This window comes from Mesorhizobium sanjuanii, assembly GCF_002529485.1.
Classification (GTDB): Bacteria; Pseudomonadota; Alphaproteobacteria; order Rhizobiales; family Rhizobiaceae; genus Mesorhizobium; species Mesorhizobium sanjuanii.
Genome location: NZ_NWQG01000052.1, coordinates 19,302 through 45,744 on the forward strand (window position 1 = coordinate 19,302; position 26,443 = coordinate 45,744).

The window sequence follows — 26,443 nt, forward strand, 5'->3', positions numbered from 1 at the left end:
GCAAATTGGTGCGAATGCAGCCGCCAAAACCTCTTGCCTGGAACCGATGATCGGCAACGATTTCATCACCTTGTCGCAAAGAACGCGTTTTCTTTACGCTCCCTGCGGACTAGCATCTGGCGCAACCGCCCGTTGAGCGCTATGGATTTTGCTAGGGACATAATATGGGCGGCAGCAACGGAGAAAACGCCATGCTCATCCATCGACTTGCCACTATGACGGGCCTTGCCGTCGCGACCTTGTTCCTGGCGGCGCCGGCCAACGCGCTGACCATGGCCGAGTGCAGCACCAAGTACAACGCGGCCAAGGATGCGGGAACACTGAACGGGCAGAACTGGAACCAGTTCCGCAAGGCCGAATGCGGCGCCGACGCCAGTGCCACCACCACTGACACCAAGCCGGCCAAGAAGACGGCAAAGGCCACCGACACGACCAAGGCCGCGGCCACGGACGACGCGGCGCCGGGTCTGACGGCGAAGGAATGCAGCACCAAGTATCAGGCCGCGAAAGCCGCCGGTACGCTGAACGGGATGAAGTGGAACGATTTCCGCAAGACCGAATGCGCCGCCGGTACCACCGCCGCGGTCGACACAACGCCTGCCAAGACGACCAAGTCGGCAGCGGCGGCTGATGACACCGCACCAGGGCTGACGGCGAAAGAATGCAGCACCAAGTATCAGGCCGCGAAAGCCGCTGGCACGCTGAACGGCATGAAGTGGAACGACTTCCGCAAGAGCGAATGTGCCGCCGGCGCCAACGCCGCGGCAGAACCCGCCAACACGACAACCACGGCTGCGACCACCACTGACACCGGCAAAGGCCTCAGCATGGCCGATTGCAGCGCCAAATATCAGGCTGCCAAGGCCGGCAACACGCTGAACGGCATGAAGTGGAACGATTTCCGCAAGAGCTCGTGCGGCGCCGGTGCATCCGACGACGACACCGTACCGGCTCCCGATGAGGCAAGCTATACCAGCGACCCGGAAACACCGACCGTCACGGCGCCCAGGGGCGTCAAGTTCCCGACGGCGATCTCGAAGAAGTTTGCCGGCGAGACTCCCGCCAAGGGCCGCATGCACACCTGCCTCGAAACCTACTATGCCAACAAGGACGCCAATACGCTGGGCGGCCTCAAGTGGATCCAGAAAGGCGGCGGCTTCTACAGCCTGTGCAACGCCAGGCTGAAGAGCTGATCGGCGACAGTACGATCTGAACGAACCGAAAGCCCGCGAACCGCAAGGTTCGCGGGCTTTTTGCCGCCGCGCGGGGGGCATGTCGGCTGAGTCGAAGCAGTTGGCGATGACATTCGCGAGCGCTGGTGCCGCCCCCTCATCTGCCGGCATCATTTCCCGTATAGTGACGGGGCCCTGTCAAGAACGATTCCGCCAATCACCAACGTTGCGGGAAAGGCGCCGAGGTTGCGGCCAGCCCCCTTCTCGCTGTCACTATACGGGCAGTAAGGTGCCGGCAGGCGGATGAGGGGCAGCACCAGTTTCGACAATTGGTCCGTCCTGACGTCAAATCCAAGCGAACAGCGCCCACCCTTGCGGCAAGATTTCAAGCTACGACTGACCGACAACGAGGCCTTCCAAACAAAAACGCCGCGGTCCAGCCGCGGCGTTTCGAAATCAATTGTCCCGGCCGACCTCAGCTTGACGGCTGGGGCTCCATGCCGCCTTCGGGCTCCGGGCCCTTCTTGCGGCGGCCGGACTTCGGCACGGCCGAGCCTCGGCTCGGCGGCGTGTCGTCGCCGAGATCGCGCGCTGGCTTGTGGCCGGCGATCAGCTGCTTGATCTCCTCGCCCGACAGCGTCTCGTACTCCAGCAGCCCTTCAGCCAGCGCGATCCATTCCCTCTTCTTCTTGGTCAGGATGGACTTCGCCGTCGAATAGGCCTCGTCGATCAGCCGGCGCACTTCGGCGTCGATGATCTGCGCCGTCTCTTCAGAGACGTTCTGCGTTCGGGCCACCGAGTGGCCGAGGAAGACTTCTTCCTGGTTGTCGCCATAGGCAACGTGCCCGAGCTTGTCGGAAAAGCCCCAGCGCGTAACCATGGCGCGCGCCAGCTTGGTCGCCTGCTCGATGTCCGAGGAGGCGCCGGAAGTGATGTTTTCCTTGCCGAACTTGAACTCCTCGGCGACACGGCCGCCCATCATGATGGCAAGGCGCGAGATCATGTATTTGTAGCTCATCGAATAGCGGTCGCCCTCCGGCAACTGCATGACCATGCCAAGCGCGCGGCCGCGCGGGATGATGGTCGCCTTGTGCAGCGGGTCGGCCGACGGCACGTTGAGCGCCAGGATCGCGTGGCCGGCCTCGTGATAGGCGGTGAGTGCCTTCTCGGCCTGGGTCATCGCCGACGAGCGGCGCTCGGCGCCCATCATGATCTTGTCCTTGGCGTCCTCGAACTCGGCCATGGTGACGAGACGCTTGTTGCGCCGCGCAGCCATCAGGGCGGATTCGTTGACGAGGTTCATCAAATCGGCGCCGGAAAAGCCCGGCGTGCCGCGCGCGACCACCTTGAGGTCGACATTGGGCGCCAGCGGCACGTTGCGCACATGCACCTTCAGTATCTTCTCGCGACCGACGATGTCGGGGTTCGGCACCACCACCTGGCGGTCGAAACGGCCGGGCCTGAGCAGCGCCGGGTCGAGCACGTCGGGGCGGTTGGTGGCGGCGATCAGGATGATGCTTTCGTTGGATTCGAAACCGTCCATCTCGACCAGCAACTGGTTCAGCGTCTGTTCGCGTTCATCGTTGCCGCCACCGAGGCCGGCGCCGCGATGGCGGCCGACCGCGTCGATTTCGTCGATGAAGATGATGCAGGGGGCATTCTTCTTGGCCTGGTCGAACATGTCGCGCACACGGCTCGCGCCGACGCCGACGAACATCTCGACGAAGTCCGAGCCGGAAATGGTGAAGAACGGCACATTGGCCTCACCGGCGACCGAGCGGGCAAGCAGCGTCTTGCCGGTTCCGGGAGGGCCGACCAAAAGCACACCGCGCGGAATCTTGCCGCCGAGCCGCTGGAACTTCTGCGGATCGCGCAGGAACTCGACGATCTCTTCCAGATCTTCCTTGGCCTCGTCGACGCCGGCGACATCCTGGAACGTGACGCGGCCATGCGCCTCGGTCAAAAGTTTGGCCTTCGACTTGCCGAAGCCCATGGCGCGGCCGGAGCCGGACTGCATCTGGCGCATGAAGAATATCCAGACGCCAAGGATCAGGATCATCGGCAGCCAAGAGATGAGATAGCCGAACAGCGAATTGGAGCCATCGGATTCGGGGCGCGCATTGATGGTGACGTTCTTGTCCTCCAGCCTTGAAACCAGCGACGGATCGCCCGGCGAATAGGTCTGGAAGCCGGTGGAACTGTCCGTATAGGTGCCGGAGATGCGGGCACCCGCGATCGTCACCGTCTTGACCCGGCCCGCCGCGACGTCCTGCAGGAACTGCGAATAGGGGACATCGCTCGATGCGCCGCGCGTCTGCGGCGTCTGGAACAGATTGAAGAGGGCGATGAGCAGGACCGCTATGATCGCCCAGAGCGCGAGATTGCGATAATTCGGATTCATCAATTGTCCCGTTGGTGTCCGCCGGCGGACACGCGTCATAAGAGGAAGCTTGAGCCTAACATAGGGAGGGCGCCTCCCCTTGCCAAGCCAAACAGCATGTCTCGGTTAAGCTTTCGCCCCATCATGAACCGGCACTGCGGCGGCCGAAAGGCAGAACCGGAGCAGGCGGTGCGCCGACAAGCTCGGCAACTGCCCCGGCCGGCTCCAGATCGAAGGATGGCAGGAAGCGGGCAAAGGGCGCAACGACCGGCTGGAAGGCGACGGCGGCCGCAACTTGACTATTCCCCGATAAACCAAGGCATTTGCCGCCGCGCCACAGCGCCGGTTCGACCGCCAGCGCAGCGCGGACGAGGTTTGGTGGCGTGCCGTCCCTGGCATTTGCGTGCTTTGCGGCGGAGGCCACCCCGAGCGGGGCGATCGACAGCGATGCGATCACCAATGCATCCGATTTGTCGCTCAATGTGATCCGGCGGCGGCCATCCCAGAGGGCATTTTCCTCTGCTGGAGCCGCGGGTGGCAAGTTGCGGGCTTCGCGACGCAGGAAGATGCCGGCGCGCCGCGCGTCGACTGCCGTCCGCGACAATGTGGCGCGAAACGGGGCGGCGCCAAAGGGGGTGGCGCGAAACGGCTCGCCCCTCAGCCGGTCGAACAAGACTTCGCTGCGGGCCTGGTCGGGCAGGAAGCCAACGCCGCCGACGGTCGCCAGCAGGATGCGCAATGCATAGACGACAGCGCGGTCGTCGCCGGATGTCACAAAGTCCGGATCGAGGCGGATGAGGCCATCGGCCGGCTGGGAGGCGTAACCGCGGATCAGCGCGGCCGCCCGACGGCCAAGCTCTTCGCGCTCGGTGGCCGCGCGGCCGGCCAGCGCTAGCGCGTTGCCCATGCGCTGTCCGCCATCCGCGGCCGCGAGCGCTGCGCGGATGCGAGGCCGCTCGAAAGCATCGTCCTCATTGGTCGGATCTTCGGCCCAGCCGACACTTGCGCGCCGCAGGATTTCGCGCAGGGTCGCCCGCTGTGTATCAAGCAGCGGCCTTACGATCCAGCTTTGCCAATCATAGAGGGTGGCCGGCGCCATACCGGCAACACCTCGTCCTTCCTGCTCGTCACGTGCTTGTCGCATCAGCACGGTCTCGGCCTGGTCGTCGGCCGTGTGCCCGGTCAGGATCAGGCCGATGCCTTCCCCCTCGGCGGCCTCGGCCAGCAGCCGATAGCGTGCCTCGCGCGCGGCGGCGGGCAGGCCGCTCGACGGCTTCGGCCCAGACCAGGCCAGGATGCGATGAGCAATGCCGCGTTCCGCGCAGACGCCGGCCACCGCTCGCGCCTCACTTGCCGCATCCGGCCGCAGGCCGTGATCGATCGTCACCGCCAGCAGTTTCGTTGCGGGCGCGGTACGGTCGAGATGGTCTTTGAGGAGGAGGAGGAGGGCGGTCGAATCGCTGCCGCCGGACACGGCTGCAACAGCGCCGTTGGTAAAATCGATCTCAAAAAAAAGGCGTTCCGAAAGATCCGGCTCGGTTTGGAGCATCAATGCATGTCGCCCAAAAGCGGGGCCGGGGCAACCACATGCAGGAGAAAAACTAGCACGCCGCCAGCGCCCTTTCCTGCTTGACGCGTTCCTTGAGCGCGCCCGAGATGCCGGGATAACGCTTGCCGATTTCGCCGAAGGTGGCGCAGGCCACGTCGCGCTGGTTCAACCCGACCAGCGACACGCCGAGCTTCAGCAGCATGTCCGGCGCCTTCTTGGCCTTCGGATAGTCCTTGCTGGCGGCGAGGAACGTCTCGGCCGCGTCGCGGTATTTCTGCTGTCCGAGCAGCGATTCACCCAGCCAGTAATGCGCGTCCGCTGCCCTGGCGTCCTTGGGGAAACGAGCGATATGATCGCGAAACCCCTGTTCGGCGGTGCTGTAGTCGCCAGACAGGATGAACTGGTAGGAGTTGCGGTAGAGCTCCTCCGGGTCATTGGTCGAAGGCAGCGCCGCGACCACCGTGCCATCGGCCTTGCCGGTATTTGCGCCGGCGGCCGGTGCGGCAGACTCAGCCGGAGCCGTCGTCGTGCCGTCGGCGTTGACCACATTGCCGTTCTTGTCGACGGTGATGGTGCCGAATGTCTTCGGCGGTGCGCCGGTCACTACCTTGCCGGGATCGCCTGTGGGCGATTCGACGATGACCTCTCCGGCGCTCTGGCCACCGGCGGGTGGTGTAGCCGCGTCGGCCGGAGCCTCGGCGACGCTGCTGTCGGTGTTGTTATCCTGAGGAGGGGCTTCCGACTTCTTCTGCTCGGGCGGCTGCTGCGCACCCTGCGAACCGCCTTCCAACTGCTGGAAGCGGAATTCGTTGTCTTCCTGCTGCTTGCGGATCTGTTCCTGCATCTGCAAGATCTGGAAATTGAGTTCCTCGATCTTGCCGTTCATCTGCCGGAGCTGGTCTTCCAGGCCGGTGACGCCAGCCCCGCCCTGCTGCGCGATCTGCTGTTGGTCCGCCTTCTTCTTTTCGCCGAAAATGCCAAGCGTCGGCAGATGGAAGGAGAACCCACTGTCTGCTGGCTGGCCGGTGGCGCTTGCCCCGGTACCGCTAGCATGTGTGGCGGCGCTTGATACGAGCAGCAACGCAAGCGTGCCGCTCAAGACCGTTCTGAAATGCATGTGCCTCTCGCCGTGAAAATTGTTTGTCTTTTGCGCCCTTCGGTCAGAGTGGGACCAAGCGCTCTCGGCTCTTAGCAGGACGTGAGACTTCGGCCAAATTTTGTTTCCGGAGGTCACATATGAAAAAGGCGGCCAGATGGCCGCCTTTCGTATCGAGGTGTGGCATTTCTGCCGATCAAGAACCGGCGCCGCTGAGCGTGGTGACGGCGCGGCGGTTCTGCGACCAGCAGGAGATGTCGTCGCAGACCGCGACCGGACGCTCCTTGCCGTAGGAGATGGTCTTCAGGCGGCTGGCCGAAACGCCCCGGGCGACGAGGAAGTCGCGGGTGGCGGCGGCGCGGCGGGCGCCGAGCGCCAGATTGTATTCGCGCGTGCCGCGCTCGTCGGCATGGCCTTCGATGACGATGGCGTATTGCTTGTACTGGTTCAGCCACTGTGCCTGGCGCGAAAGCGTCGTCTGCGCGTCGGCGCGAATCGAGGACGAATCTGTGTCGAAGAAGATGCGGTCGCCGATGTTGACGGTGAAGTCCTGGGCCGATCCGGGCGTGGCAGCACCAGCGCCGTTGAGGCCAAGGTCGGCGGCGCTGTTCGGGGTCTTCTTCGAGGCGCAACCGGTGATGGCGAGCATCGCGACCAGTGCGATCATCACCGGGTTTGTGGTAAGTCTTGCGATACGGCCCATGCCGCCTCTCCTTCGCATTTCGAGTGATTTCGTTGATCACCCAGTAACCACGTTTGGGTTAACCGGCATTCAAGAAACACGGTTAAAATTTGGTTTCGGCCGCCGTCCGCAGCCGAAATGGCCGAGCGCCACAGTGGTCGCGGACCGTAGGCGGAAATGCGGCCAAAACGCGTCCTTGACGTGAAAAAAGCCCCAAAACGGGGCTTTTGAGGCACTGTTGCCAAGTTGCAACGAAGCTAGCGGGAGGCTCGGTCGAAATCGCCCTGGTTTTATTCCAGCAGTGGCGACCAAGCCGGGTCCGAAGCGAAATTCGCCGTCGGGATCGACTGTTCGTTGCGGCCGGTGAGATCGACCGAAACCAGTTTCGGCCCACCGGCCGAATCCCGGAAGAACATCAGCACGCGGCCATTGGGCGCCCAGGTCGGTCCCTCCTGCTGGAAGCCGGAGGACAGGATGCGCTCACCCGAACCGTCGGTCTTCATGACGCCGATCTGGAATTCGCCGGCGGTCTGCTTGGTGAAGGCGATGAGGTCGCCGCGCGGCGACCATACCGGCGTCGAATAGACGCCGTCGCCAAAGGAAATTCGGGTCTGGCCGGAGCCGTCGGCGCCCATCACATAGATCTGCGCGCGGCCGCCTCGGTCCGAGGTGAACACCACCTTGCTGCCGTCCGGCGAATAGGACGGCGAGGTGTCGATGGCCGTCGAATTGGTGAGCCTGGTGGTCGAGCGGCTTCGCAGATCCATGGCGAAGATGTTGGAATTGCCGTCGTCGCGCAGCAGGCTCATGATCACCTTCTGTCCGTCGGGCGAGAAGCGCGGCGCGAAGGTCATGCCGGGAAAGTTGCCGACCAGTTCGCGCTGCCCCGTCTCGATCTGCAGGAGATAGACCCGGGGCTGGCCGCTTTCATACGACATATAGGTGATTTCCTGCCGGTTCGGCGAGAAGCGCGGCGTCAACACGATCGACTTGCCGTTCGAGAGATAGCGAACGTTGGCGCCATCCTGGTCCATGATGGCGAGCCGCTTCTTGCGCGCGTTCTTGGCGCCGGATTCGTCGATGAAGACGACGCGTGTGTCGAAATAGCCCTTCTCGCCGGTCAGCCGCTCATAGATGGCGTCGGCGATGATATGGGCGACGCGTCGCTGATTGGCATCGTTGGCAAAGAACTGTTCGCCCGACATCTGCTGGCCGGCGAAAGTGTCCCAAAGCCGGTATTGGGCGCGGATGCGGCCGTCGGCTTCCTTGGTAACGCTGCCAGTGACCAGCGCCTGCGCGTTGATCACCTTCCAGTCGTCGAAGCGCGGTGTCGCATCCGGACTGGAAATCTTCTCGATGAAGGCGCTCTTGTCGATCGGCGCGAACAGGCCGGAGCGTTTCAGATCGGCGCTGACGATGCCGGAAATCTCCGCGCCCAGCGCATCGCCACCCTGGAAATCGGTGATGGCGATCGGCAGCGGCTCGACATTGCCCTTGTTGACGTTGAGCTCAACCAGCGCATACGCAGGCAAGGTGGCGGCAGCGGTCATGCCCAGCGCCATCGCTGCGATCGCCAGGAACGGCTTGAGAATGGATTTCATATCTTCTCGCTTCTCTTCCTTGATTGTGTCGACGCCCGGGCCTAGAGGCCAAGCATCTCCCTTGGGTCGAACGTGACCCGGATGTCGGACCAGATGTCTTGCTTGCCGGCCGGAACCTGCAGGCCGGCCACATCACATTTCTGAACCGCGCGCACGGCACTTTCGTCGAACGGTCGGTTGCCGCTCGATTTTTCGACGGCCGGCCGGCCGGTCAGCTTGCCGGAGGCGTCCAGATTGAACCGGACCACGACGACGAAATTCTCCGAGCCTTCGAGCCCGACCGGAAGGGTCCAGCAGCCGCCGAGCTGAGACTCCAATGCTCCCTGCTCCGACCTGGAGAGCTTCTGGCCCTGGTCCTTTTCGCCGCCGAGCGAGGACTGCTGGGTCGAGCGCTTGGCGCCGCCGCCCGACGGCTTCTGCTTGTCGAGCAAGGCGGAAATTTCGTCGGCATTGAATTGCTTGTCGTCCGATTTCGGCTTGGACGAGGCTTCCTTGACCGGCTTGTCGGCGTCCTTGCGGTCCGGCGCCTTGGCGCTTTCGGCCTGCGCCGGCTGCGGCTTCGGGCGAGCTTGAGGCGCCGGCGCTGAATCCGGCAGTTGCGTCGTCTCGGTCGGCGGCTCCTGGGCAATCGCCTCGGCCACGGCATCGGGCTTGACCTCCGGCTTCGGCTCGATCGCGGCGGTCTTGTCCTGCGGCGGGGCCGGCGGCGGCTCCTTGGCCGGTGTCGGCTTGGGCTCCGCCTGCTTGACCGGTTCGGGCTTGACCTCTTCCTTCGGCTGCGGCACCGGCGCCACCTCCGTCGCCGGAACCGGCTTCGGCTGCTCCTTCGGCTTCGGCACGTCCTCGGGCTTCGGCTTTTCGACCGGCGTCGGCGCTGGCGGCGGCGCTTCCGCCAAATCGACCGGCTTCGGCTTGGCTTCGTCCGTTATCGGCTTGTCGGTATCGACGCTGTTTTCGCCGACCTTCTGGGCATCGGGAACGATGTCCGGCCGCTTGGTCGGCGTCGGCGCCGGCTTCTCGTGCATCACCGCTTTCTTGTCGCCCTGCAGGGCCTGCGCCATCGCTTCCATCGGCACAATGTCGACCGCCACCGATTCCACATCGGAGGCGGGCATCGCGGGCGGTGAGGACAAGGTGAAGAGGCCGAAGGCCAGCGCCACCGTATGCAAGATCACCGATGTGGTGAGGCCGGTCCTCATCTTGGGGTTATTGATCCTGTTCCTGTAGCGAAACCAGGCCGATATTCTTGTAGCCGGCAGCCGAAATACGGGCCATCACCTTCATGGCGGTGCCATAGTCGGTCGACTTGTCGCCGCGGATGAAGATGCGCTCGTCGTAGCCGGTCTTCGAGATCGCCTGCAGCTTCGCCACCAGTTCCTCGATCGGGATCTCGGTTTCCTGGAGATAGATCTGGCCGGTGGCGTTAATCGAAACGGTGATCGGTTGCGTGTCGACGTTCATCGCCTTGGCCTGCGTGTCCGGCAGGTCGATCGGCACGCCGACCGTCAGCAAGGGTGCGGCGACCATGAAGATGATCAGCAGCACCAGCATCACGTCGACCATCGGCGTGACGTTGATTTCCGATATCAGCGCGTGATGGCGGCCACGCCGCCTGTGGCCGCGCCCGCCGCGCCCCGCCATGCCTACGGACATACCCATCTCGTTACTCCTCAGGCCTTCGGCGCTACTTTTTCATCGATTTGGCGCGAGAGTATGGCGGAGAACTCGTCGGCGAAGCCCTCCATGCGCATGGCGATCTTGTTCGCGTCCGATGACAGCTTGTTGTAGGCGATGACGGCGGGGATTGCCGCGAGCAGGCCGATGGCCGTGGCCAGCAGCGCTTCGGCGATGCCGGGTGCCACCACCGACAGGCTGGTGTTCTTGGAAGCAGCGATCGCCTGGAACGAAGTCATGATGCCGATGACGGTGCCGAACAGGCCGATGAAGGGCGCGGCCGAGCCCGTGGTGGCGAGGAAGCCGAGGCGGCCTTCCAGCCGCTCCATCTCGCGGGTCAGCGCCAGGTCCATCGCTTTGTCGATACGGGTCTGCAGGCCGAGTGGCGACTTCGCGCCCTTCTCGAAGCTCTTCTTCCACTCGCGCATGGCGGCGACGAAGATGGCGCCCATGCCAGTGGTCTTGCGGTCGGCGAGCGTGCGGTAGAGTTCCTCCAGCGACTGTCCCGACCAGAACACCTGCTCGAAGCGATTGAGCGCCAGCCGCATACGGGCATAGGCGACGAGCTTGTCGACGATGATCGCCCAGGTCCAGATCGAGGCGCAGAGCAGGCCGATCATGACCAGCTTGACCACCCAGCCGGCCTGCATGAACAGCGCCCAAATCGACAAATGCGCGCCCGGTTCGGCGAGTGCGATGTTTTCCATGGTTACGTCCTTAAGAATTTTCCGGGCATCGCTGACGGCTGGCCCATGGGCATCCCTTGTGGTCCGTGCGCGCAAAGCTCGCGGAACAACCCCAAATGCACCGTTGGCGGCCTTTTCGGGGCAAATATTGGTGAAAGGAAGGCGCGTGGATTCTTCCAATCTTCACCAATCTCTTCATGAACCGTTATGGTTAAGGATGGGTTAGGACGCATAGCGCGGCGCATTGCCGCGCCTCTGGCGCACCAGCCGCCGGATCTACCAGGGCCTTCCCTCGTGCCAGGAAGAGAGTTCTAGCCAGCGGCTCGCGGCATGAACGCGGCCACCCATTCCTTCGGGAAGCGGCGCGGCCGGCCGTTCTCGCCCATGATCGCCGCTTCGACCCGCGCCTCGACCAGCACCTCGTCGCCGCGCTTCAGTTGCTGCGCCATGAAGATGCGGGCGCCGGAAATGTCCTCGGTGCGCGTATCGATGGTCAGGATGTCGTCCATGCGGGCGGGCGAGCGGAAATCGATCTCCATGCGCCGCACCACCCAGACTATCTTCTCGCCATGCTTGCCGTCGGCAAGCTCGGTATGGTGGACACCGGCGAGCCTAAGATAATCGGAACGGCCGCGCTCGAAGAATTCGAGATAGCGCGCGTGGTAGACGACGCCGGAGAAATCGGTGTCGGCGTAATAGACCCGCGCCAACAGCCGGTGGCCGAACTCGGTCAGCGCCCCGGAAAGCCCTGCGGACAGAGCCGCCGATTCACCATGATCGTCCATCGCGCTTTCCTTTTCTGGCCCGAGCGGGCAGGTGTTTGTGGGCGCAGGAACCCGATGGCACTGTTGACGGCGATGATCAAGACCTTGATGGCAGGGCTGCTTATGCTCGTCGCGCTGGCGCTACCGGGCCAGGCCGCGACCTTCTCTATGAAGCGCGGCCTCAACCTCGACCAATGGACGACATGGCCGGGCGAGGACAAATGGGGCGACCGGCAGGCCATATTGCCCTATCCAGAATGGCGCAAATTCCTCAAGGAGGATGATCTCAAGGCGCTGAAGAGCGCCGGCTTCGATTTCCTGCGCATGCCGGTCGATCCTTCGCCGTTCCTGTCCGGCGAGACGCTGGCGCTGCGCGACGACCTCTATGCCAGCGTGCTGGACTCGGTGCGCATGGTCAATCGCGCCGGCTTGAAGGTGATCGTCGACATGCATTTGATCCCGGCCGGTGGCGGCCGCAAGATCGGCATGGGCCAGGTGATGGACGACCCCAAGATTTTCGACGCCTATGTCGAAATGGTGCGCAAGATGGCGCGCACGCTGGCGGCGGAAGATCCGACAAAGGTCGCCTTCGAATTGATGAACGAGCCGATCGTCGACTGCGACGGTGACGGCACCAGCCTGTGGCCGGAGCGTCAGCAAAAACTGTTCGCGGCGGCGCGTGCGTCGGCGACGAAGCTGACCCTGATCCTGACCGGCGCCTGCTATTCCAATGCGACATCGCTGGCCAGGATCGACCCGAAGGCGATTCCCGACGACAACATCATCTGGACCTTCCATTCCTACGATCCGTTCCTGCTCACCCATCAGGGCGCCACCTGGGCCGGCGATTTCATCCCCTATGTCACCGGCCTGCCCTATCCGCTGACCGCTGTGCCGCGTGCTGAGCTTGATATGACGCTCGACACGATCCGCGCCAGGATCAAGGCCGAGGCGCCATGGGCGCGCCAGAACGGACTGCTCGCCTACCTTGATGAACAGGTGGCCAGCATGGATACGGACGAAAGGCTGCTCGCTGTCATGGACGCGCCGTTCAAGACCGTCGAAGCCTGGGCCAAGGCCAATGGGATAGAACCGGAAAACATCACGCTCGGCGAGTTCGGCATGATCCGCCAGGAATACGGCAATGCCTATGTGATGCCGGGCCAATACCGCGCCGCCTATGTCAAGGATATGATCGCGCGCGCCGAGGCGCACGGCTTTTCATGGTCGGTGTGGAGCTATGGCGGCGCCTTCGGCATCGTCGATGCTTTTGACGGCGACAAGGCCGAGCCGGACGTGATGGACGAAATCACGTCGCTTCATTGAAGCCGTTCATGCCAAACCCAGTTCGATCGAAAGAATTTCCGGGCGCATCCCAAAACGCACCGGCAGGATGCTGAAGCCGAGCCCGCCAGAGACGATCAGGTTGCGGTTCTCCTCCACGACATGGCCATAGGCGAAGCGGTTGCCGAACCGCGATGGCACGACCGGGGAATAACCGAACAGCCGCACCTGCCCGCCATGGGTATGGCCGCAAAGCGTCAGCGAAACGCGCCGCGGCACCTTAGGAAAGATATCCGGCTCATGCGCCAGCAGAATGACGGGAGCGCCGTCGCTCGCCTTGGCAAGCGTGCCATCGAGATCGTCCAATCCCTTGAACCCATCGTGATCCTGGCTTGGAAGGAAGGCGAGTTGGTCCGCCAGCCCGGCGATCCAAAAGTCGTGCCCGTCCTTTTCCAGACGCACGACATCGTTCTCCAGCACCGGAATGCCGACATGTTCGAGCGCACTGCGCGCCACGACCGGCCCGGCGCCCGCCTTCTGTGCTTCGAGATCCGACCACCAGTCGTGATTGCCGAGGATCGAGAGCACGCCGAGTGGCGCCTTTAGCCCGGAAAGCGCCTGCGCCCATTCCGGTGCCGGCACCCCGTCCGTCACCAGACGCATGCTGGCTGTATAGTCGCCAAGCAGCACAATGAAGTCTGGCCGCAATGCATTCGCATCCCTGACAAGCGAAGCGATCCTTTCAGGCGTCATCCAAGGGCGGCAGGCATGAATGTCGGCAAGAGCGACAATGCGGAGCCGCAGGCCTGCCGGCCAGTTTGGCGGCGTCAGTGAATAGCGCGTCACATGGGTCAACAGCATCGGCTCGATGCCGATCGCATAGGCGCTGAGCGACACCATCGAAAAGAACGAGCCACCGACGAGGCGCAGGAAACCACGTCTGGAGATCATCGGTCAGCTCCGGCTGTTCCAGGGACCGGCGGTCCCCCTGGGCGAGACCTGGGTTAAATCTCGGAATTGCGCCGGCACGCTGACCGAGATGAGGAGATTTTGCGCAAGAACCGCGCAGGAAAGCCGAGAACCTACTGCTCTTCCTGGAACAGGCTGATCTGCTGCTGCGCCAGATCCTTCGGCGCATCTAGGCCGAGATGCCGCCAGGCATTGGCCGTCAGTACGCGGCCGCGTGGCGTGCGCTGAATGAAACCCTGTTGGATCAGATAGGGCTCGATGATGTCCTCGATGGCGTCGCGCGGCTCGGAAAGCCCGGCCGCGATGGTCTCGATGCCGACTGGCCCACCGCCGAAATTGCGGGCGATCATTGAGAGGTAGCGGCGATCGAGCGCATCGAGGCCGAGCGCATCGACCTCCAGACGGGTCAGCGCCTCGTCAGCGATCCTACGGTCGACATGGCCGTCACCAGCGACCGATGCAAAATCGCGCACGCGGCGCAAGAGCCGGCCGGCGATGCGCGGCGTGCCGCGGGCCCGCCGCGCGATCTCCAGCGCGCCGTCGTCGCCGAGCGGCATCTGCAGGATGCGAGCGCCGCGCCGCACGATCTGCTCGAGTTCCTCGACCGAGTAGAAATTGAGCCTGACCGGAATGCCGAAGCGGTCGCGCAGCGGATTGGTGAGCAACCCAAGCCGCGTCGTAGCTGCAACGAGGGTAAAGCGGGCGAGGTCGATCTTGACCGAGCGCGCCGCCGGCCCTTCGCCGATGATCAGGTCGAGCTGAAAATCCTCCATCGCCGGATAGAGGATTTCCTCGACCGCCGGATTGAGCCGATGGATTTCGTCGATGAACAGGACGTCGCGGTCTTCGAGATTGGTGAGCAGTGCCGCCAGATCGCCGGCCTTGGCGATGACCGGACCGGACGTGGAGCGGAAATTGACGCCGAGCTCGCGCGCCATGATCTGCGCCAGCGTCGTCTTGCCGAGACCCGGTGGTCCGACGAACAGCACATGGTCGAGCGCCTCGCCGCGCCCCTTGGCGGCGTCGACGAAGACCTTGAGATTGGCCCGCACCGCTGCCTGGCCAACAAACTCGCCGAGCGTCTGCGGACGCAAGGTCTGCTCGGCATCCTCGCCGCGCTTGTCGGGAGCAATGAGGCGGGGCGAAAGGCTCATCTCGCCTTCCTTGCATATGGCAGGGAACCGGACAAGCAAGGTCTCACCGCGCCAGCTCCTTCAGCCCGAAGCGGATAAGCTTGGATGCATCGGCGCCCTCGCCCGCCGCTTTCAGCGCCGCCGCCACCGCATTGGCGGCGATATCGCGCGAATAGCCGAGATTGACCAGCGCCGAGACGGCGTCGGTGATCGGCGCCGGCGCCACCCCCTCGCCGAGTTCCTGCTTCAGGCCGATCGTGCCGGAAGCAGAACCGGCATAGGCTGGCGCCTTGTTCTTCAATTCGGTGACGATGCGCTCGGCCACCTTCTTGCCGACGCCAGGCGCGCGGCTGACCATGGCGATGTCCCGCAACGCAATCGCATTGGCGAGGTCGGCCGGCGCCATCGTCGACAGCACTGCCAGCGCCACCTTGGCGCCGACGCCTTGCACATTGTTCAGCAGGAGCCGGAACCATTCGCGTTCCAGCACCGACTGGAAGCCGTAGAGCCTGATCATGTCCTCGCGCACATAGGTCTCGATGAACAGCACCACCGCCTCGCCAGGTGCGGGCAGCGCCGCCAGCGTGCGCGCCGAACAGTAGGCGACATAGCCGACGCCATGCACGTCGACGAGGCAGAAATCCTCGTCAATCTCGTCCAGCGTGCCCCTGAGCTTGCCGATCATCCTTGACTAACGCTCCCTCATGCCAACGCGGCCAACCGATAGGCGACGCTCTGCCGGTGATGTGCATGGCAGATGGCGATGGCCAGCGCGTCGGCGGCGTCGTCGGTGTCGAAGACCGCCTTCGGCATCAGCACCTTGACCATCATGTGGATCTGCTTCTTGTCGCCATGGCCGACGCCGATCACCGCTTTCTTCACCGCGTTGGGCGCGTATTCCGCGACCACAAGCCCCGCGCGCGCCGGCACCAGCATGGCTATGCCGCGCGCCTGGCCAAGCTTCAGCGTCGCTGCGGCGTCCTTGTTGACGAAGGTCTGCTCGACCGCCGCCTCATGCGGCATGGCGGAATGCAGGATTTCAGTCAGCCCGTCATGCAATTGACAGAGCCGCGTCGCCAGCGCCGCCTTGTCGTCGGAACGCACGGTGCCGGAGGCGACGAAGCGCAGCGAATTGCCGAGGCTCTCGACGATGCCCCAGCCGGTGCGCCTCAGCCCCGGATCGATGCCGATGATGCGAATCGTTTCCCCCATCCGCCAAGTTTACCCACGGCGGAAAGCGACGCCAGCGAAATGTGAACAAACCAGAAACAGGCTCAGGCAACGTCCAAGGGAGCCACCGACAGACGGTTTCGAAAGTCGATCCGGCGTGTCGGATGGCCGCCGGAGTAGAATGTCCAAATAGTCTCTTAGCCGCGGGCAAAAGCCGTATTGAGCAACGTAATCTGGTCGGAAACCGGATTGACGCGGCGGCTTGCCGGCGGCGTGTCGGCCATCGCGCTGCCATAGACTTCCTCGTCCATGCGGCGCACCAGCGCCTGCAGGCGCAGCGAACGATTGACGAGGTCGACAAAATCCTTTGGCAGTTCGGCCCAGCCTGTCGCTTCGTCATGGGCGGAGGCGGTGTCGAGACGCACCTTGGATTTTTCGGAAGCCACCTGATCGCGCGTCATCTCGCCGGAATTGGCCGCCCGTTGCAGAAGCAGCCAGGAGGCAACCTGCATCAGCCTTGTGGTCAGCCGCATCGATTCGGCCGCATAAAGCGTCGCCGCCAGTCTCGAAAGCTTCTTCGCCTCGGCCCTGCCCTTGCCGTCCAGATATTCGGCCGCCTGTTCGACCAGGCCCATGCCTTCCTGGTAGAGCGGCTTGAAGGATTGGGAGAAAACCCGGCGCTCAGCCAGTTTGATGGTTTTCGCGTTTCCCATCGAAGTCTCGTTCATCGATACCCCAGCACTTGCCTTACAGCCGGCCGATTCGGCTTCCCTGCCGTCACGCCGCACCCTATCAACTGAGGCTTGAAAATGCGCTTCGGGGTCGATGAAGGCAAGCACATGTTTAACAAACGGTTAACGACGCGGTGGGGGCAAAAGTGGGGACAAAAAAAGAGCCGCGGGTAAGGCGGCTCTCAGGAGTTTAACAGGGAGGCGTCAAACAAAGTGGCTCCAACCACTCGGTAAGAATCCAGATCACTGGATGCACATAGTAAACGCCTGTAAAGCTTAATGAATCCTTAACGGCGCGGATATTTTTTGACCGAGCACCGTCCGCCTGTGCCGTAACAGCACAGGATTTCTGCCTGTCAGGATCTCCACAGCGCCGGCAAGGCGATGAAAGCGAACAGCAGCATCCCCGCATAGAAGGCCATCGAGGACGCTGCCACCAGCGGCTCGATCGCCGGGTTGCCGGCAAGCAGGACATAGAGGCCGACCAACAGGCCGATACCGCTGATGGCCGTCAGCCAGAAATGCACGGTGGCCAGCCTCTTGTGCCCGATCGCCGGAAACAGATGATAAAAAAACGCAAACACCGCCGACATCAGCCACCCCGCCACCATCGTGTGGGCGTGGGTCGGCATCTGGTCATGATTCTGGCTGATCGCCATGTAGAGCCCCAGGGCCATGCCGCACAGTGAGTAGATGATGGCCAGTGTGAAGAAATTTCGTGCCGTCCCTTGCATAATATCCCCCGAATTGCCTTTTCCCGTCGCGGGAATGGGTTCTAGTCACAGGCGGTTGGCCCGCCACCGGGTTCCCGGATTCGGCGCATTATCGTCGACAATGTTTCCAATTGATGCCGCCCGGCCCCCACCCGATGGCGTTGCATGGCAAGAAACAACTCCGCACGCTCACGCGTCGCTGAACGTTTCCACGCGGCAGGGCCGAAACAGACTCGCCTCCACGCGACATCTTGCCGAAACAGGCGCCACGCTAAACGCCCGCTCCTCGCAGCGAGGCAACCCACGCCTCGTGTCATTCGCAATGATCAAAAACGTCCAAGGAGGGAACCATGGACTGGTACTCGATTGTCAAATTCCTGCACATTACCTCGGCGGTCCTTTGGGTTGGCGGCGGTTTCGTGCTGTTCCTCCTCGGCGTGCTCGCCGAACGCGCCGGCAACATTGAGGAGAAGCTGCAGGCCATGCGCGCCAGCGGGCAGCTGGGCGGTCGGTTCTTCGCGCCGATGTCGATGCTGACCCTCATCTTCGGCCTCATCATGTGCGGCTTCTGGGTCGGCTTCTCCGAACTGTGGATCATTATCGGCCTTGTCGGTTACGCCACGACCTTCTCGATCGGCATGTTCATCTTCAAGCCGACCGGAGAGCGTATGGGCGCCATGATCGCCAAGGAGGGAGTGACACCCGCCGTTCTCGCCATCGGCCGGCGCATGATGAGCGCGGCACGCTTCGACTATGCGGTGATGCTGGTGATTATCGCTGACATGGTGCTCAAGCCGACGGCGCAGGACCTCGGCATCCTTGCCGGCATGGCACTGGTCGTGGTGCTGGGCGCCGGGCTGGCTTTTGGCGGCAGCCGCATGATGGTGCCGAGCGCTGCCTGAGTGCCGAAGCGGGGCGGCGGAGTTGCCGCCCTTCGCCTATCGGTTACATCAGGCCGGCAACACTGTCCCAGAGCAACTTGACCGCCACCACCGCGACAGTCGCATAGGTGAACGGGTAAAATACTTCCGGCCGCATCCGCCGCACCAGCCAGGCGCCGACGATGGTCGACAGCGGCGCCAGCGGCATAAGCACCGCCGACGCGGTCAGATTGGCGGCATCGAATTGGCCGAGCGCGAAATAGGGGATGAGCTTCAGCGCATTGATGACGGCGAACAGGATGGCGCTGGTGCCGGACAGCACCTTCGGATCGAGCCGGATCGGCAGTGCGTAGACCTGGAAGGGCGGGCCGCCGACATGGGCGACGAAGCTGGTGAACCCGGTGACCGTTCCCCACAAAGCGGCCGCCGTGCGATTGGGCGGCGCCGAATGCGCCGAACCGTGGCGGATCTGCACATAGAACCAGCGCAGCACGAAAAAGATGGCGACGGTTCCCACGATCAGCCTGACCATCTCTTCCGTGACGAACGCCGCCGTCAGCCAGCCGATGCCGATGCCGACGACGGCGCTTGGCATCATGTCGACCAGCATCTTGCGGTCGTAGACGCCCCACCACGTCCATACCGAGACAAGGTCCATCAGGCACAGGATCGGCAACAGGATGGCCGCCGCCTGCACCGGCGGCATGGCCAGCGCCATCATCGGCACGCCGATAAGGCTGACGGCGCCGCCGAACCCGCCTTTCGACAGGCCGACGAGGATGACCGCCGGAATGGCTGCGCCATAGAACCAGGGATCGAGAAGAAGACCGGACATGGGAAAGCAGGCTGGAGGGAAAGGTCGTGATCTCGAATAGACCAGAAGCCCCCGCGCCGCGATAGCGAATATCATCAACGGCCGATATCGGCCATCAACTGTCTGTAACCGGGTTCTCCCGGATTTGCCGCAACCATGCGGCACGTGCATAAATTCGAGACGTGCATGAGGTTCTTGATATGAGCGAAATCAACATCCGCCGTGCGGAACAATCCGATCTCCTGGCCATCGTCGCCATGCTCGCGGATGATCCGCTCGGCCGCGCCCGGGAGGACATGAGCGAGCCGCTTGCCAAGGCCTACCTCCATGCCTTCGCGGCGATTGACAGGGACCCCAATCAATTTCTCGCGGTCATGACCGAGGACGCGCGCGTTATCGGCACGCTGCAGATCTCTTTCCTTGCCGGGATCTCATCGCAGGGCGCCCTGCGCGGCCAGATCGAAGCGGTCCGTGTCGCCGCCGGCCGGCGCGGCACGGGGCTGGGACAACGCTTGCTCGAATGGGCGGTCGCGGAGTGCCGCAGGCGCGGCTGCCGGCTGGTTCAGCTGACAACCAACAAGAGCCGGGCGGACGCGCATCGCTTCTATGAACGGCTGGGCTTCAAGGCCAGCCACGTCGGCTACAAGCTGGAGCTTTAGCTCGGCTCTCGACCGAAGCTCGGGTCAAGACGGAACCGGCCCCCGAGCCCGACCGAAAGCTCCGAAGTCGTCCGATAAGCCGACGATCGTAAACCAAGCCCTATCGCAATGATCCCGCCCGCCTGTTCAAGGTGGGCGCTTTGCTCTATGCCGCAATGCAACCATCTTCGCCCGGCATAGGCGAAAACCGGGATCAAAGATCAATGAACGACGCAACGCCTCCAAATCGCTGCCGCATCGTGCTGATCGCGCCGCCCGGCGCATCGGCCGAGCGTATCGGCGCGGCATTCGAGGGCGGCGACGTCGCCTCGCTGATCCTGCCCGAAAACGGCATGGATGAGGCCTCCTTCCAGGCCTTCGCCGAGAAGATCGTGCCGGTGGCGCAAGCGGCGGGCGCCGCCGTCGTCATTGCCGGCGACACCCGCATTGCCGGCCGCGTCCAGGCCGACGGCATCCATGTCGAGGTCGGCAAGGCCGAACTCGCCGAGACGATCGAACATTTCCAAGCCAAGATGATGGTCGGCTGCGGCGGCGCCAAGACCCGAGACGATGCGCTGGAGCTCGGTGAACTCAGGCCCGATTATATCTTCTTCGGCCGCTTCGGTTACGACAACAAGCCGGAGCCGCACCCGCGCAACCTGTCGCTGGGACAATGGTGGGCGGATGTGATCCAGATCCCTTGCATCGTCATGGCCGGGTCGGACATCGCCTCTGTCGAAGCAGTGGCGGCCACCGGCGCCGAATTCGTCGCTCTGTCCAGCGCCGTCTTCGCCGATGGCGTCGATCCGAAAGCGGCGATCGCCAGGGCCAACGCGCTGCTCGACGAAACCGCACCGCGTTTCGAGGACTGACGTGCTGCCCCGGACAATCCTCTGCCATGCCTTCCTCGCGGCGCTCACGGTGCAGGCTGTCGCGGCTGAAAAGACCGGCCCATTGCCGCAACCCAACCCGGACGCCGGCGCGCGCACGGACAAGCCGATCGACACCCCGTTGCCCCAGCCCGCCACCACGGCCCCGCTGCCGTCGGCCGACGCCATCAATCCCGAACGTTTCGGTGCCAAACCGTCAGACCCCGCCTACGGCGCCTTTCAGCGCGGCCTTTACAAGACGGCCTATAACCTTGCTTTGGTCCGCGCCAAGAACGGTGATCCGGCAGCGCAAACACTGGTGGCCGAGATACTGTCGCGCGGGCTTGGCGTGCCGCTCAACGCGGCGGAAGCGGCAAAATGGTACGCGCTTGCCGCCGAGCAGGGCATACCGGAATCACAGTTCCAGTATGCGCTGATGCTGCTCGACGGCCGCTACGTCAAGAAGGACGAAAAGGAGGCCTATGCGCTGATGCAGTCGGCCGCCGAGGCTGGCAATCGCCTGGCGCAGTTCAACTTCGCGCAGTTGCTGGTCAAGCTGGATCCGGGCGACGCCGGCCTCGCCAAGGCCGCGTCCTATTATGAACGCGCCGCCGCGACCGGCCTTGCCGACGCGCAATACGCGATGGCGCAGATCTATGCCAATGGCGCCGGCGGCAGGCCGCGTGACGACGTCCAGGCGCGTGGCCTGCTGACGCAGGCCGCACGGCAGAACTACGACACGGCGCAGATCGATCTCGCCGCCTGGATGATCGAGGGACGCGGCGGCCCACGCGACCTGAAATCCGGCTTCGGCTGGATGAAGCAGGCCGCCGAGGGTGGCAATGTCGCCGCCCAGAACCGGCTCGCCAAACTCTACATGGAAGGCATCGGCACCGATCCGGATCTGATCCTCGCCGGCGCCTGGTACATCGTCGCCCGCCGCGCCGGGCTCATCGATCCGCGGATGGATGATTTTCTGCAAGGTTTGGACGACGACCAGACCAGGCAAATACTGCAGAAGGCGAACCGTCTGCCCTAACGCAGCCTCCTCTTGCCGCCTCTTGCCACGCTCCCTTGCCTCTTTTGGCGATTTGTGGTCTTGGAGGCCGAAAATCGCCGCCCATCGGCGAACATCTCATTCCGGATCAAACTCATCATGGCCAAGATCAATGGCAACGAAATCCGTCCCGGCTATGTCATCGAGCATGACGGCGGCCTGTGGGTGGCGGTCAGGACCAATACCGTCAAGCCCGGCAAGGGTGGCGCCTACAACCAGGTCGAACTGAAGAACCTCATCAACGGCAGCAAGCTCAACGAGCGCTTCCGCTCGGCAGAGACGGTCGAGCAGATCCGGCTCGATCTGAAGGATTTCTCCTTCCTCTACGAGCAGGATGGGGCGCTGGTGTTCATGGACACCGAAAGCTATGAGCAGCTCGAACTGCAGAAGGATTTCGTCGGCGACCGCGCCGCCTTCCTGCAGGACGGCATGATGGTGACCGTCCAGCTCTATGAGGAAAGGCCGATCGGTATTTCGCTGCCCGACCAGGTGACGCTGACCATCACCGAAGCCGATCCGGTGGTGAAAGGCCAGACCGCGGCTTCGTCCTACAAGCCGGCGATGCTGGAAAACGGCATCCGCGTGCTGGTGCCGCCCTTCATCGGCTCGGGCGAGCGCATCATCGTCGACACCAACGAAATCACTTACGTGCGCCGCGCGGACTGACGCCCAGTGCATGTCGCCCAAAAGTGCGCAGCGGTTTTGGGATAACGACATGCATAAGACAAAGACTTAAAGTACGTCGCATAAATCAGGATAGCCGCGACGTGCTTTAGCAGCAGGAAGAAGCATATGGCGCGTTCAGCACTTCTCAATGTCATGGTCCAGGCTGCCATGAAGGCCGGCCGCTCGCTGTCGCGCGATTTCGGCGAAGTCCAGAACCTGCAGGTCTCGATGAAGGGGCCGGGCGACTTTGTCAGCCAGGCCGACCGCAAGGCCGAGGATATCCTCTTCACCGAACTGTCGAAGGCACGGCCGGGCTATGCCTTCCTGATGGAGGAGCGCGGCGCGGTCGCGGGCGACGACGGCCAGCACCGCTGGCTCGTCGATCCGCTCGACGGCACCACCAATTTTCTGCACGGCATTCCGCTCTTCGCCATTTCGATCGCACTGGAACGCCAGGGCCAGATCGTCGCCGGCGTCGTCTACAATCCGGCGATGGACGAACTCTACACCGCCGAGCGCGGCGGTGGCGCCTTCATGAACGACCGCCGGCTGCGCGTTGCCGGCAGAACGAAGCTCACCGATGCCGTGATCGGCTGCGGCATACCCCATCTCGGGCGCGGCCAGCACGGCAACTTCCTTGTCGAGTTGCGCAACGTAATGGCCGAGGTCTCGGGCGTGCGCCGCCTCGGCTCCGCCTCGCTCGATCTCGCCTATGTCGCCGCCGGCCGCATGGACGGATTCTGGGAAGTCGGCCTCTCGGCCTGGGACATCGCCGCTGGCCTGCTTTTGATCCGCGAGGCCGGCGGATTCGTTTCCGACTTCGCCGGCGGACAGGAGATGCTGGAGGGTGGCTCGGTCGTCGCCGGCAACGAGGTCATCCAGCGCGCGCTGCTGAAGACGGTGAAGAAGCCGGTGACGCCGAGCTGACAATTTGGCGCAGTCGCAAAACCGCAACCGAAACTTGAAATACTGCCCGGTGTCCGCCCAGATAAGGGAGACGCAGGATTTTCATGACCAACGCCGGCCCCGAATCCCAGATCGAAATCCCCTTTGTGGGACGCTGGCACTATTCGCGCGCCGAGATGATCGCCGACGGCATCGTCCATGCGGTCGGCATCGTGCTGGCGATATCGGCCGGTTCGGCGTTGCTGGCGCTGGCCGCCTTCCGTACCGGTCCTGGCGAGTATATCGCCGCCGCCTTCTACGTAGTCTCGCTGCTCACCGTGCTCTCGGTCTCGCTGGCCTATAATCTGTGGCCGATATCCTCACCGGTGAAGTGGATATTGCGGCGCTTCGACCATGCCGCGATCTACCTTTTGATCGCCGCGACCTACACGCCCTTCCTGGCCCAGCTCGACGGCTCGCCGCTGACCGTCTCGATGATCGTCCTGGTCTGGGTTGCGGCAGCGGCCGGCATCGCCATCAAGGTGCTTCTTCCCGGCCGTTTCGACCGGCTGGCGGTCGTCTTCTATCTCGCCATCGGCTGGAGCGGCATCGTCCTGGTCAAACCGCTCGTTGCAACGCTGCCGGCGACCTCGATCGTGCTGATCGTTGCCGGCGGCATCGTCTATTCCTGCGGCGTCATCTTTTTCGCCTGGAAGGGCCTGCGCTTCCACAATGCGCTGTGGCATGGCTTTGTCGTCACCGGCGCCGGCCTGCATCTCGCCGCAATGGTCGACTGCCTGGTCATTAACCGACTCTGATCTTGAGGTTGCAATCGGCGGCCAATATTGCCAAGCGCCATTCAATTTCGTCACAATTGCGTTTAGAGTCGCGCTCAACGTGATCGGCGGCGGCATCGGAAACGGGGCACGGATGGCTTTTCTAAGATCCCTCGGCATAGGCAGGCGCTCCGACGTCCTGGTCTACGACCCCCACAAATTGTCGAGCCCGCAGGTCTTCCTGCTCACCATGCTCATCTTCCTGGTGATCGTCGCCTTCATCGCTGCCATCCTGACCCGTCAGATTTCGACCGCTTTCGCCACCAATCCCGGCCTCAATGGCCTGATCGTCGGCGTGCTTGTGGTCGGTATCCTGCTGGCCTTCGTCCAGGTCGGGCGGCTGTTTCGCGAAGTGCGCTGGGTAAACTCCTTCCGGGCCGGCTCCGAAACCACCGAACCGGTGCTGCTGGCGCCGATGAAAGCCATGCTCAGCCGTTCGTCGTCAATGGCCTTTTCGACCAGTTCGATGCGCACCATGCTGGATTCGATCGCCACCCGCCTCGACGAAAGCCGCGACACCTCGCGCTACCTCGTCGGGCTGCTGGTGTTCCTTGGGCTTCTCGGCACCTTCTGGGGCCTGCTCAACACGATCGGCTCGATCCGCGAAACCATCGAGACGCTCGATCCCGGCACCGGTGACGCCGCCGCCGTGCTCGATTCCCTGAAGCAAGGGCTTTCCGCGCCGCTGGCCGGCATGGGCACCGCCTTCTCGTCCTCGCTGTTCGGCCTGTCCGGCTCCCTGGTGCTCGGCTTCCTCGACCTGCAGGCCGGCCGCGCCCAGACGCGCTTCTACACCGAGCTCGAGAACTGGTTGTCCTCGGTCACCGATCTGTCGTCGGATATCGTCGTTTCCGACCCGACCAAGGCTGAATCCTCCGACGAGATCCGCGTTCTGTCGGAGAAGCTGCGCAGCCTCCAGGAGAATGGCGGCAGCCCCAACCCGCGCGTCGCCACCGCCATGGCCAACCTTGCCGACGGCATTTCCGGCCTGGTCAAGAACATGCGCTCCGAGCAGCAGATCATGCGCGACTGGGTCGAGGCCCAGTCCGACGAGCAGAAGGCGATGCGCAACACGCTGGAGAAGATCGCCGACGCCCTGAAGAAGCCGGGAGTCCACTGACTTGGCCCTGGCGCGGACGCGGCGCAGCGATCGCCGCATCGACTATTGGCCGGGCTTCGTCGATGCGCTGTCGACGCTGCTGCTGGCGATCATGTTCCTGCTGACGGTCTTCGTGCTGGCGCAGTTCCTGCTCGGCCGCGAAATTTCCGGCAAGGACACGGTCCTCAACCGCCTCAACTCGCAGATCAACGAACTGACCCAGCTTCTGGCGCTGGAGCGCTCGACGACGCAGGACAAGGAAGATTCGCTCGCCAATCTGCAGGCCTCGCTGTCGGCGTCGGAAGCGGAAAAGAGCCGGCTCGAACAGTTGCTGGCGCAAGGCGCCGGCGCCGGCGACGCGGCCAACCAGCGCGCCACGGCACTCTCGGGCGAACTCGAAGGCCAGCGCCAGATCAGCCAGCAGGCGCTGAGCCAGGTCGAGATCCTCAACCAGCAGATCGCGGCACTGCGCAAGCAGATCGCGGCACTCGAAGACGCGCTCAACGTGTCCGAAACGCGCGACCGCGAATCCAACACCAAGATCGCCGACCTCGGCCGCCGCCTGAATGTCGCGCTGGCGCAACGCGTGCAGGAGCTGAACCGCTACCGGTCCGACTTCTTCGGGCGCTTGCGCGAAATCCTCGCCGACCGCGAAAACATCCGCATCGTCGGCGACCGCTTCGTCTTCCAGTCGGAAGTGCTTTTCCCGCCCGGCTCCGAGGTGATCAACGACGCCGGCAAGGTCGAGATGAAGAAGCTCGCCGACGCCATCATCGAGCTGCAGAAGGAAATCCCGCCGGAGATCAACTGGGTGCTGCGCGTCGACGGCCATACCGACAACGTTCCGCTGTCGGGCACCGGCCGCTACCGCGACAATTGGGAACTGTCGACGGCGCGTTCGACCTCGGTGGTGAAGTTCCTAATCGAGAACGGCGTGCCGGCCAACCGGCTGGTCGCGGCCGGCTTCGGCGAATTCCAGCCGCTCGATCCCGCCGACACCGAAGAAGCGCGCAACAAGAACCGCCGCATTGAGCTAAAACTCACCGAACGGTGATCGCGCATCACGCGAATTTGTTCGCCGACTCAACGCTAGG

At 63.5% G+C, this 26,443-nt stretch carries 27 protein-coding genes and 1 pseudogene; 12 read left to right on the forward strand and 16 right to left on the reverse strand.

Annotation, left to right across the window (positions count from 1 at the left end; translation table 11 throughout):
• Positions 1-215: 215 nt before the first annotated feature.
• Positions 216-440 (forward strand): annotated as a pseudogene (locus tag CN311_RS33840) (hypothetical protein); the annotation flags it as partial.
• 90 nt (positions 441-530) lie between these two features.
• Complete coding sequence (locus CN311_RS10560) at positions 531-1,193, forward strand: hypothetical protein (protein WP_425351063.1); 663 nt, start codon at positions 531-533, stop codon at positions 1,191-1,193.
• A gap of 454 nt (positions 1,194-1,647) precedes the next feature.
• On the opposite strand, the gene ftsH is transcribed toward CN311_RS10560, so the two are convergent.
• From ftsH to ybgC, 9 genes are all read right to left on the reverse strand, one after another.
• The gene (gene ftsH / locus CN311_RS10565; RefSeq protein ID WP_097573466.1) at positions 1,648-3,573 is read right to left on the reverse strand and encodes an ATP-dependent zinc metalloprotease FtsH; all 1,926 of its coding nucleotides are present in this window, start codon (positions 3,571-3,573) and stop codon (positions 1,648-1,650) included.
• Positions 3,574-3,694: 121 nt separating this feature from the next.
• Entirely contained in the window at positions 3,695-5,101 is a 1,407-nt protein-coding gene (tilS, locus tag CN311_RS10570) for a tRNA lysidine(34) synthetase TilS (RefSeq protein WP_097573468.1), read from the reverse strand.
• Between the two features lie 52 nt (positions 5,102-5,153).
• Complete coding sequence (ybgF, locus tag CN311_RS10575; RefSeq protein ID WP_097573470.1) at positions 5,154-6,218, reverse strand: tol-pal system protein YbgF; 1,065 nt, start codon at positions 6,216-6,218, stop codon at positions 5,154-5,156.
• Between the two features lie 175 nt (positions 6,219-6,393).
• The gene (gene pal / locus CN311_RS10580; RefSeq protein WP_097573472.1) at positions 6,394-6,900 is read right to left on the reverse strand and encodes a peptidoglycan-associated lipoprotein Pal; all 507 of its coding nucleotides are present in this window, start codon (positions 6,898-6,900) and stop codon (positions 6,394-6,396) included.
• Positions 6,901-7,169: 269 nt separating this feature from the next.
• A complete protein-coding gene (gene tolB / locus CN311_RS10585; protein WP_097573474.1) occupies positions 7,170-8,480 on the reverse strand; it encodes a Tol-Pal system beta propeller repeat protein TolB in 1,311 nt (436 codons plus the stop codon).
• Between the two features lie 41 nt (positions 8,481-8,521).
• Positions 8,522-9,679 carry a cell envelope integrity protein TolA gene (gene tolA / locus CN311_RS10590; RefSeq protein WP_097573476.1) on the reverse strand — a complete coding sequence of 386 codons (1,158 nt, stop codon included), beginning with the start codon at positions 9,677-9,679 and terminating at the stop codon, positions 8,522-8,524.
• 7 nt (positions 9,680-9,686) lie between these two features.
• Positions 9,687-10,139 carry a protein TolR gene (gene tolR, locus CN311_RS10595; RefSeq protein WP_097573478.1) on the reverse strand — a complete coding sequence of 151 codons (453 nt, stop codon included), beginning with the start codon at positions 10,137-10,139 and terminating at the stop codon, positions 9,687-9,689.
• Positions 10,140-10,150: 11 nt separating this feature from the next.
• On the reverse strand, positions 10,151-10,861 hold the full coding sequence (gene tolQ / locus CN311_RS10600) for a protein TolQ (RefSeq protein WP_097573480.1): 711 nt from the start codon (positions 10,859-10,861) through the stop codon (positions 10,151-10,153).
• A gap of 290 nt (positions 10,862-11,151) precedes the next feature.
• Entirely contained in the window at positions 11,152-11,625 is a 474-nt protein-coding gene (ybgC, locus tag CN311_RS10605; RefSeq protein ID WP_097573482.1) for a tol-pal system-associated acyl-CoA thioesterase, read from the reverse strand.
• Positions 11,626-11,679: 54 nt separating this feature from the next.
• Here ybgC and CN311_RS10610 point away from each other — a divergent pair, with 54 nt between their 5' ends.
• Positions 11,680-12,930: a glycoside hydrolase family 5 protein gene (locus tag CN311_RS10610; protein ID WP_097573484.1), complete on the forward strand. Its 1,251-nt coding sequence runs from the start codon at positions 11,680-11,682 to the stop codon at positions 12,928-12,930.
• A gap of 6 nt (positions 12,931-12,936) precedes the next feature.
• Here the strand turns inward: CN311_RS10610 and CN311_RS10615 are convergent, their stop codons facing one another.
• The 6 genes from CN311_RS10615 to CN311_RS10640 all read right to left on the reverse strand — a co-directional run bounded on the left by CN311_RS10615 (position 12,937) and on the right by CN311_RS10640 (position 17,625).
• Positions 12,937-13,839, reverse strand: coding sequence for a metallophosphoesterase (locus CN311_RS10615; RefSeq protein ID WP_097573486.1), 903 nt, complete (start codon positions 13,837-13,839; stop codon positions 12,937-12,939).
• Between the two features lie 131 nt (positions 13,840-13,970).
• Positions 13,971-15,011, reverse strand: a complete 1,041-nt coding sequence (ruvB, locus tag CN311_RS10620; protein ID WP_097573488.1) for a Holliday junction branch migration DNA helicase RuvB — start codon at positions 15,009-15,011, stop codon at positions 13,971-13,973.
• A 43-nt stretch (positions 15,012-15,054) separates the two neighbouring features.
• Positions 15,055-15,675, reverse strand: coding sequence for a Holliday junction branch migration protein RuvA (gene ruvA / locus CN311_RS10625; RefSeq protein WP_097573490.1), 621 nt, complete (start codon positions 15,673-15,675; stop codon positions 15,055-15,057).
• Between the two features lie 17 nt (positions 15,676-15,692).
• Positions 15,693-16,202: a crossover junction endodeoxyribonuclease RuvC gene (gene ruvC / locus CN311_RS10630; RefSeq protein ID WP_097573492.1), complete on the reverse strand. Its 510-nt coding sequence runs from the start codon at positions 16,200-16,202 to the stop codon at positions 15,693-15,695.
• Positions 16,203-16,357: 155 nt separating this feature from the next.
• The gene (gene rcdA, locus CN311_RS10635; RefSeq protein WP_097573493.1) at positions 16,358-16,888 is read right to left on the reverse strand and encodes a protease adaptor protein RcdA; all 531 of its coding nucleotides are present in this window, start codon (positions 16,886-16,888) and stop codon (positions 16,358-16,360) included.
• A 359-nt stretch (positions 16,889-17,247) separates the two neighbouring features.
• On the reverse strand, positions 17,248-17,625 hold the full coding sequence (locus CN311_RS10640; protein WP_097573495.1) for a hypothetical protein: 378 nt from the start codon (positions 17,623-17,625) through the stop codon (positions 17,248-17,250).
• A gap of 329 nt (positions 17,626-17,954) precedes the next feature.
• Between CN311_RS10640 and CN311_RS10645 the strand changes: the two genes are divergently transcribed.
• Positions 17,955-18,506: a DUF2269 family protein gene (locus CN311_RS10645; RefSeq protein ID WP_097573497.1), complete on the forward strand. Its 552-nt coding sequence runs from the start codon at positions 17,955-17,957 to the stop codon at positions 18,504-18,506.
• 43 nt (positions 18,507-18,549) lie between these two features.
• Here CN311_RS10645 and CN311_RS10650 read toward each other — a convergent pair whose 3' ends face one another.
• Positions 18,550-19,320 (reverse strand): sulfite exporter TauE/SafE family protein, encoded by a 771-nt coding sequence (locus tag CN311_RS10650; protein ID WP_097573499.1) that lies wholly within the window; start codon positions 19,318-19,320, stop codon positions 18,550-18,552.
• A 179-nt stretch (positions 19,321-19,499) separates the two neighbouring features.
• On the opposite strand from CN311_RS10650, the gene CN311_RS10655 reads away from it, so the two are divergent.
• The 8 genes from CN311_RS10655 to CN311_RS10690 all read left to right on the forward strand — a co-directional run bounded on the left by CN311_RS10655 (position 19,500) and on the right by CN311_RS10690 (position 26,403).
• Positions 19,500-19,958: a GNAT family N-acetyltransferase gene (locus CN311_RS10655; protein WP_097573501.1), complete on the forward strand. Its 459-nt coding sequence runs from the start codon at positions 19,500-19,502 to the stop codon at positions 19,956-19,958.
• Positions 19,959-20,161: 203 nt separating this feature from the next.
• A complete protein-coding gene (locus CN311_RS10660) occupies positions 20,162-20,809 on the forward strand; it encodes a thiamine phosphate synthase (protein ID WP_097573503.1) in 648 nt (215 codons plus the stop codon).
• A gap of 1 nt (position 20,810) precedes the next feature.
• Positions 20,811-21,845: a tetratricopeptide repeat protein gene (locus CN311_RS10665; protein WP_097573505.1), complete on the forward strand. Its 1,035-nt coding sequence runs from the start codon at positions 20,811-20,813 to the stop codon at positions 21,843-21,845.
• 117 nt (positions 21,846-21,962) lie between these two features.
• The gene (gene efp, locus CN311_RS10670) at positions 21,963-22,529 is read left to right on the forward strand and encodes an elongation factor P (RefSeq protein WP_097573520.1); all 567 of its coding nucleotides are present in this window, start codon (positions 21,963-21,965) and stop codon (positions 22,527-22,529) included.
• A gap of 126 nt (positions 22,530-22,655) precedes the next feature.
• Positions 22,656-23,456 (forward strand): inositol monophosphatase family protein, encoded by an 801-nt coding sequence (locus tag CN311_RS10675; protein ID WP_097573506.1) that lies wholly within the window; start codon positions 22,656-22,658, stop codon positions 23,454-23,456.
• An 83-nt stretch (positions 23,457-23,539) separates the two neighbouring features.
• Complete coding sequence (gene trhA, locus CN311_RS10680; RefSeq protein WP_097573507.1) at positions 23,540-24,232, forward strand: PAQR family membrane homeostasis protein TrhA; 693 nt, start codon at positions 23,540-23,542, stop codon at positions 24,230-24,232.
• Between the two features lie 112 nt (positions 24,233-24,344).
• Positions 24,345-25,370 (forward strand): MotA/TolQ/ExbB proton channel family protein, encoded by a 1,026-nt coding sequence (locus tag CN311_RS10685; RefSeq protein WP_097573522.1) that lies wholly within the window; start codon positions 24,345-24,347, stop codon positions 25,368-25,370.
• Position 25,371: 1 nt separating this feature from the next.
• A complete protein-coding gene (locus tag CN311_RS10690; protein WP_097573509.1) occupies positions 25,372-26,403 on the forward strand; it encodes a peptidoglycan -binding protein in 1,032 nt (343 codons plus the stop codon).
• Positions 26,404-26,443: the final 40 nt, after the last annotated feature.

Bases quoted from the DNA above. Each gene is read 5' to 3' on its own strand.
- CN311_RS10615 (WP_097573486.1), bottom strand. From the start codon at position 13,839: ATGATCTCCAGACGTGGTTTCCTGCGCCTCGTCGGTGGCTCGTTCTTT.
- tolQ (WP_097573480.1), bottom strand. From the start codon at position 10,861: ATGGAAAACATCGCACTCGCCGAACCGGGCGCGCATTTGTCGATTTGG.
- ybgC (WP_097573482.1), bottom strand. From the start codon at position 11,625: ATGGACGATCATGGTGAATCGGCGGCTCTGTCCGCAGGGCTTTCCGGG.
- CN311_RS10650 (WP_097573499.1), bottom strand. From the start codon at position 19,320: ATGTCCGGTCTTCTTCTCGATCCCTGGTTCTATGGCGCAGCCATTCCG.
- CN311_RS10675 (WP_097573506.1), top strand. From the start codon at position 22,656: ATGGCGCGTTCAGCACTTCTCAATGTCATGGTCCAGGCTGCCATGAAG.
- efp (WP_097573520.1), top strand. From the start codon at position 21,963: ATGGCCAAGATCAATGGCAACGAAATCCGTCCCGGCTATGTCATCGAG.
- pal (WP_097573472.1), bottom strand. From the start codon at position 6,900: ATGGGCCGTATCGCAAGACTTACCACAAACCCGGTGATGATCGCACTG.
- tolB (WP_097573474.1), bottom strand. From the start codon at position 8,480: ATGAAATCCATTCTCAAGCCGTTCCTGGCGATCGCAGCGATGGCGCTG.
- CN311_RS10610 (WP_097573484.1), top strand. From the start codon at position 11,680: ATGGCACTGTTGACGGCGATGATCAAGACCTTGATGGCAGGGCTGCTT.
- ruvC (WP_097573492.1), bottom strand. From the start codon at position 16,202: ATGGGGGAAACGATTCGCATCATCGGCATCGATCCGGGGCTGAGGCGC.
- rcdA (WP_097573493.1), bottom strand. From the start codon at position 16,888: ATGAACGAGACTTCGATGGGAAACGCGAAAACCATCAAACTGGCTGAG.
- CN311_RS10660 (WP_097573503.1), top strand. From the start codon at position 20,162: ATGAACGACGCAACGCCTCCAAATCGCTGCCGCATCGTGCTGATCGCG.
- tolR (WP_097573478.1), bottom strand. From the start codon at position 10,139: ATGGGTATGTCCGTAGGCATGGCGGGGCGCGGCGGGCGCGGCCACAGG.
- ruvA (WP_097573490.1), bottom strand. From the start codon at position 15,675: ATGATCGGCAAGCTCAGGGGCACGCTGGACGAGATTGACGAGGATTTC.
- ybgF (WP_097573470.1), bottom strand. From the start codon at position 6,218: ATGCATTTCAGAACGGTCTTGAGCGGCACGCTTGCGTTGCTGCTCGTA.
- CN311_RS10640 (WP_097573495.1), bottom strand. From the start codon at position 17,625: ATGCAAGGGACGGCACGAAATTTCTTCACACTGGCCATCATCTACTCA.
- ruvB (WP_097573488.1), bottom strand. From the start codon at position 15,011: ATGAGCCTTTCGCCCCGCCTCATTGCTCCCGACAAGCGCGGCGAGGAT.
- CN311_RS10655 (WP_097573501.1), top strand. From the start codon at position 19,500: ATGAGCGAAATCAACATCCGCCGTGCGGAACAATCCGATCTCCTGGCC.
- ftsH (WP_097573466.1), bottom strand. From the start codon at position 3,573: ATGAATCCGAATTATCGCAATCTCGCGCTCTGGGCGATCATAGCGGTC.
- CN311_RS10645 (WP_097573497.1), top strand. From the start codon at position 17,955: ATGGACTGGTACTCGATTGTCAAATTCCTGCACATTACCTCGGCGGTC.
- tolA (WP_097573476.1), bottom strand. From the start codon at position 9,679: ATGAGGACCGGCCTCACCACATCGGTGATCTTGCATACGGTGGCGCTG.
- CN311_RS10685 (WP_097573522.1), top strand. From the start codon at position 24,345: ATGGCTTTTCTAAGATCCCTCGGCATAGGCAGGCGCTCCGACGTCCTG.
- tilS (WP_097573468.1), bottom strand. From the start codon at position 5,101: ATGCTCCAAACCGAGCCGGATCTTTCGGAACGCCTTTTTTTTGAGATC.
- trhA (WP_097573507.1), top strand. From the start codon at position 23,540: ATGACCAACGCCGGCCCCGAATCCCAGATCGAAATCCCCTTTGTGGGA.
- CN311_RS10560 (WP_425351063.1), top strand. From the start codon at position 531: ATGAAGTGGAACGATTTCCGCAAGACCGAATGCGCCGCCGGTACCACC.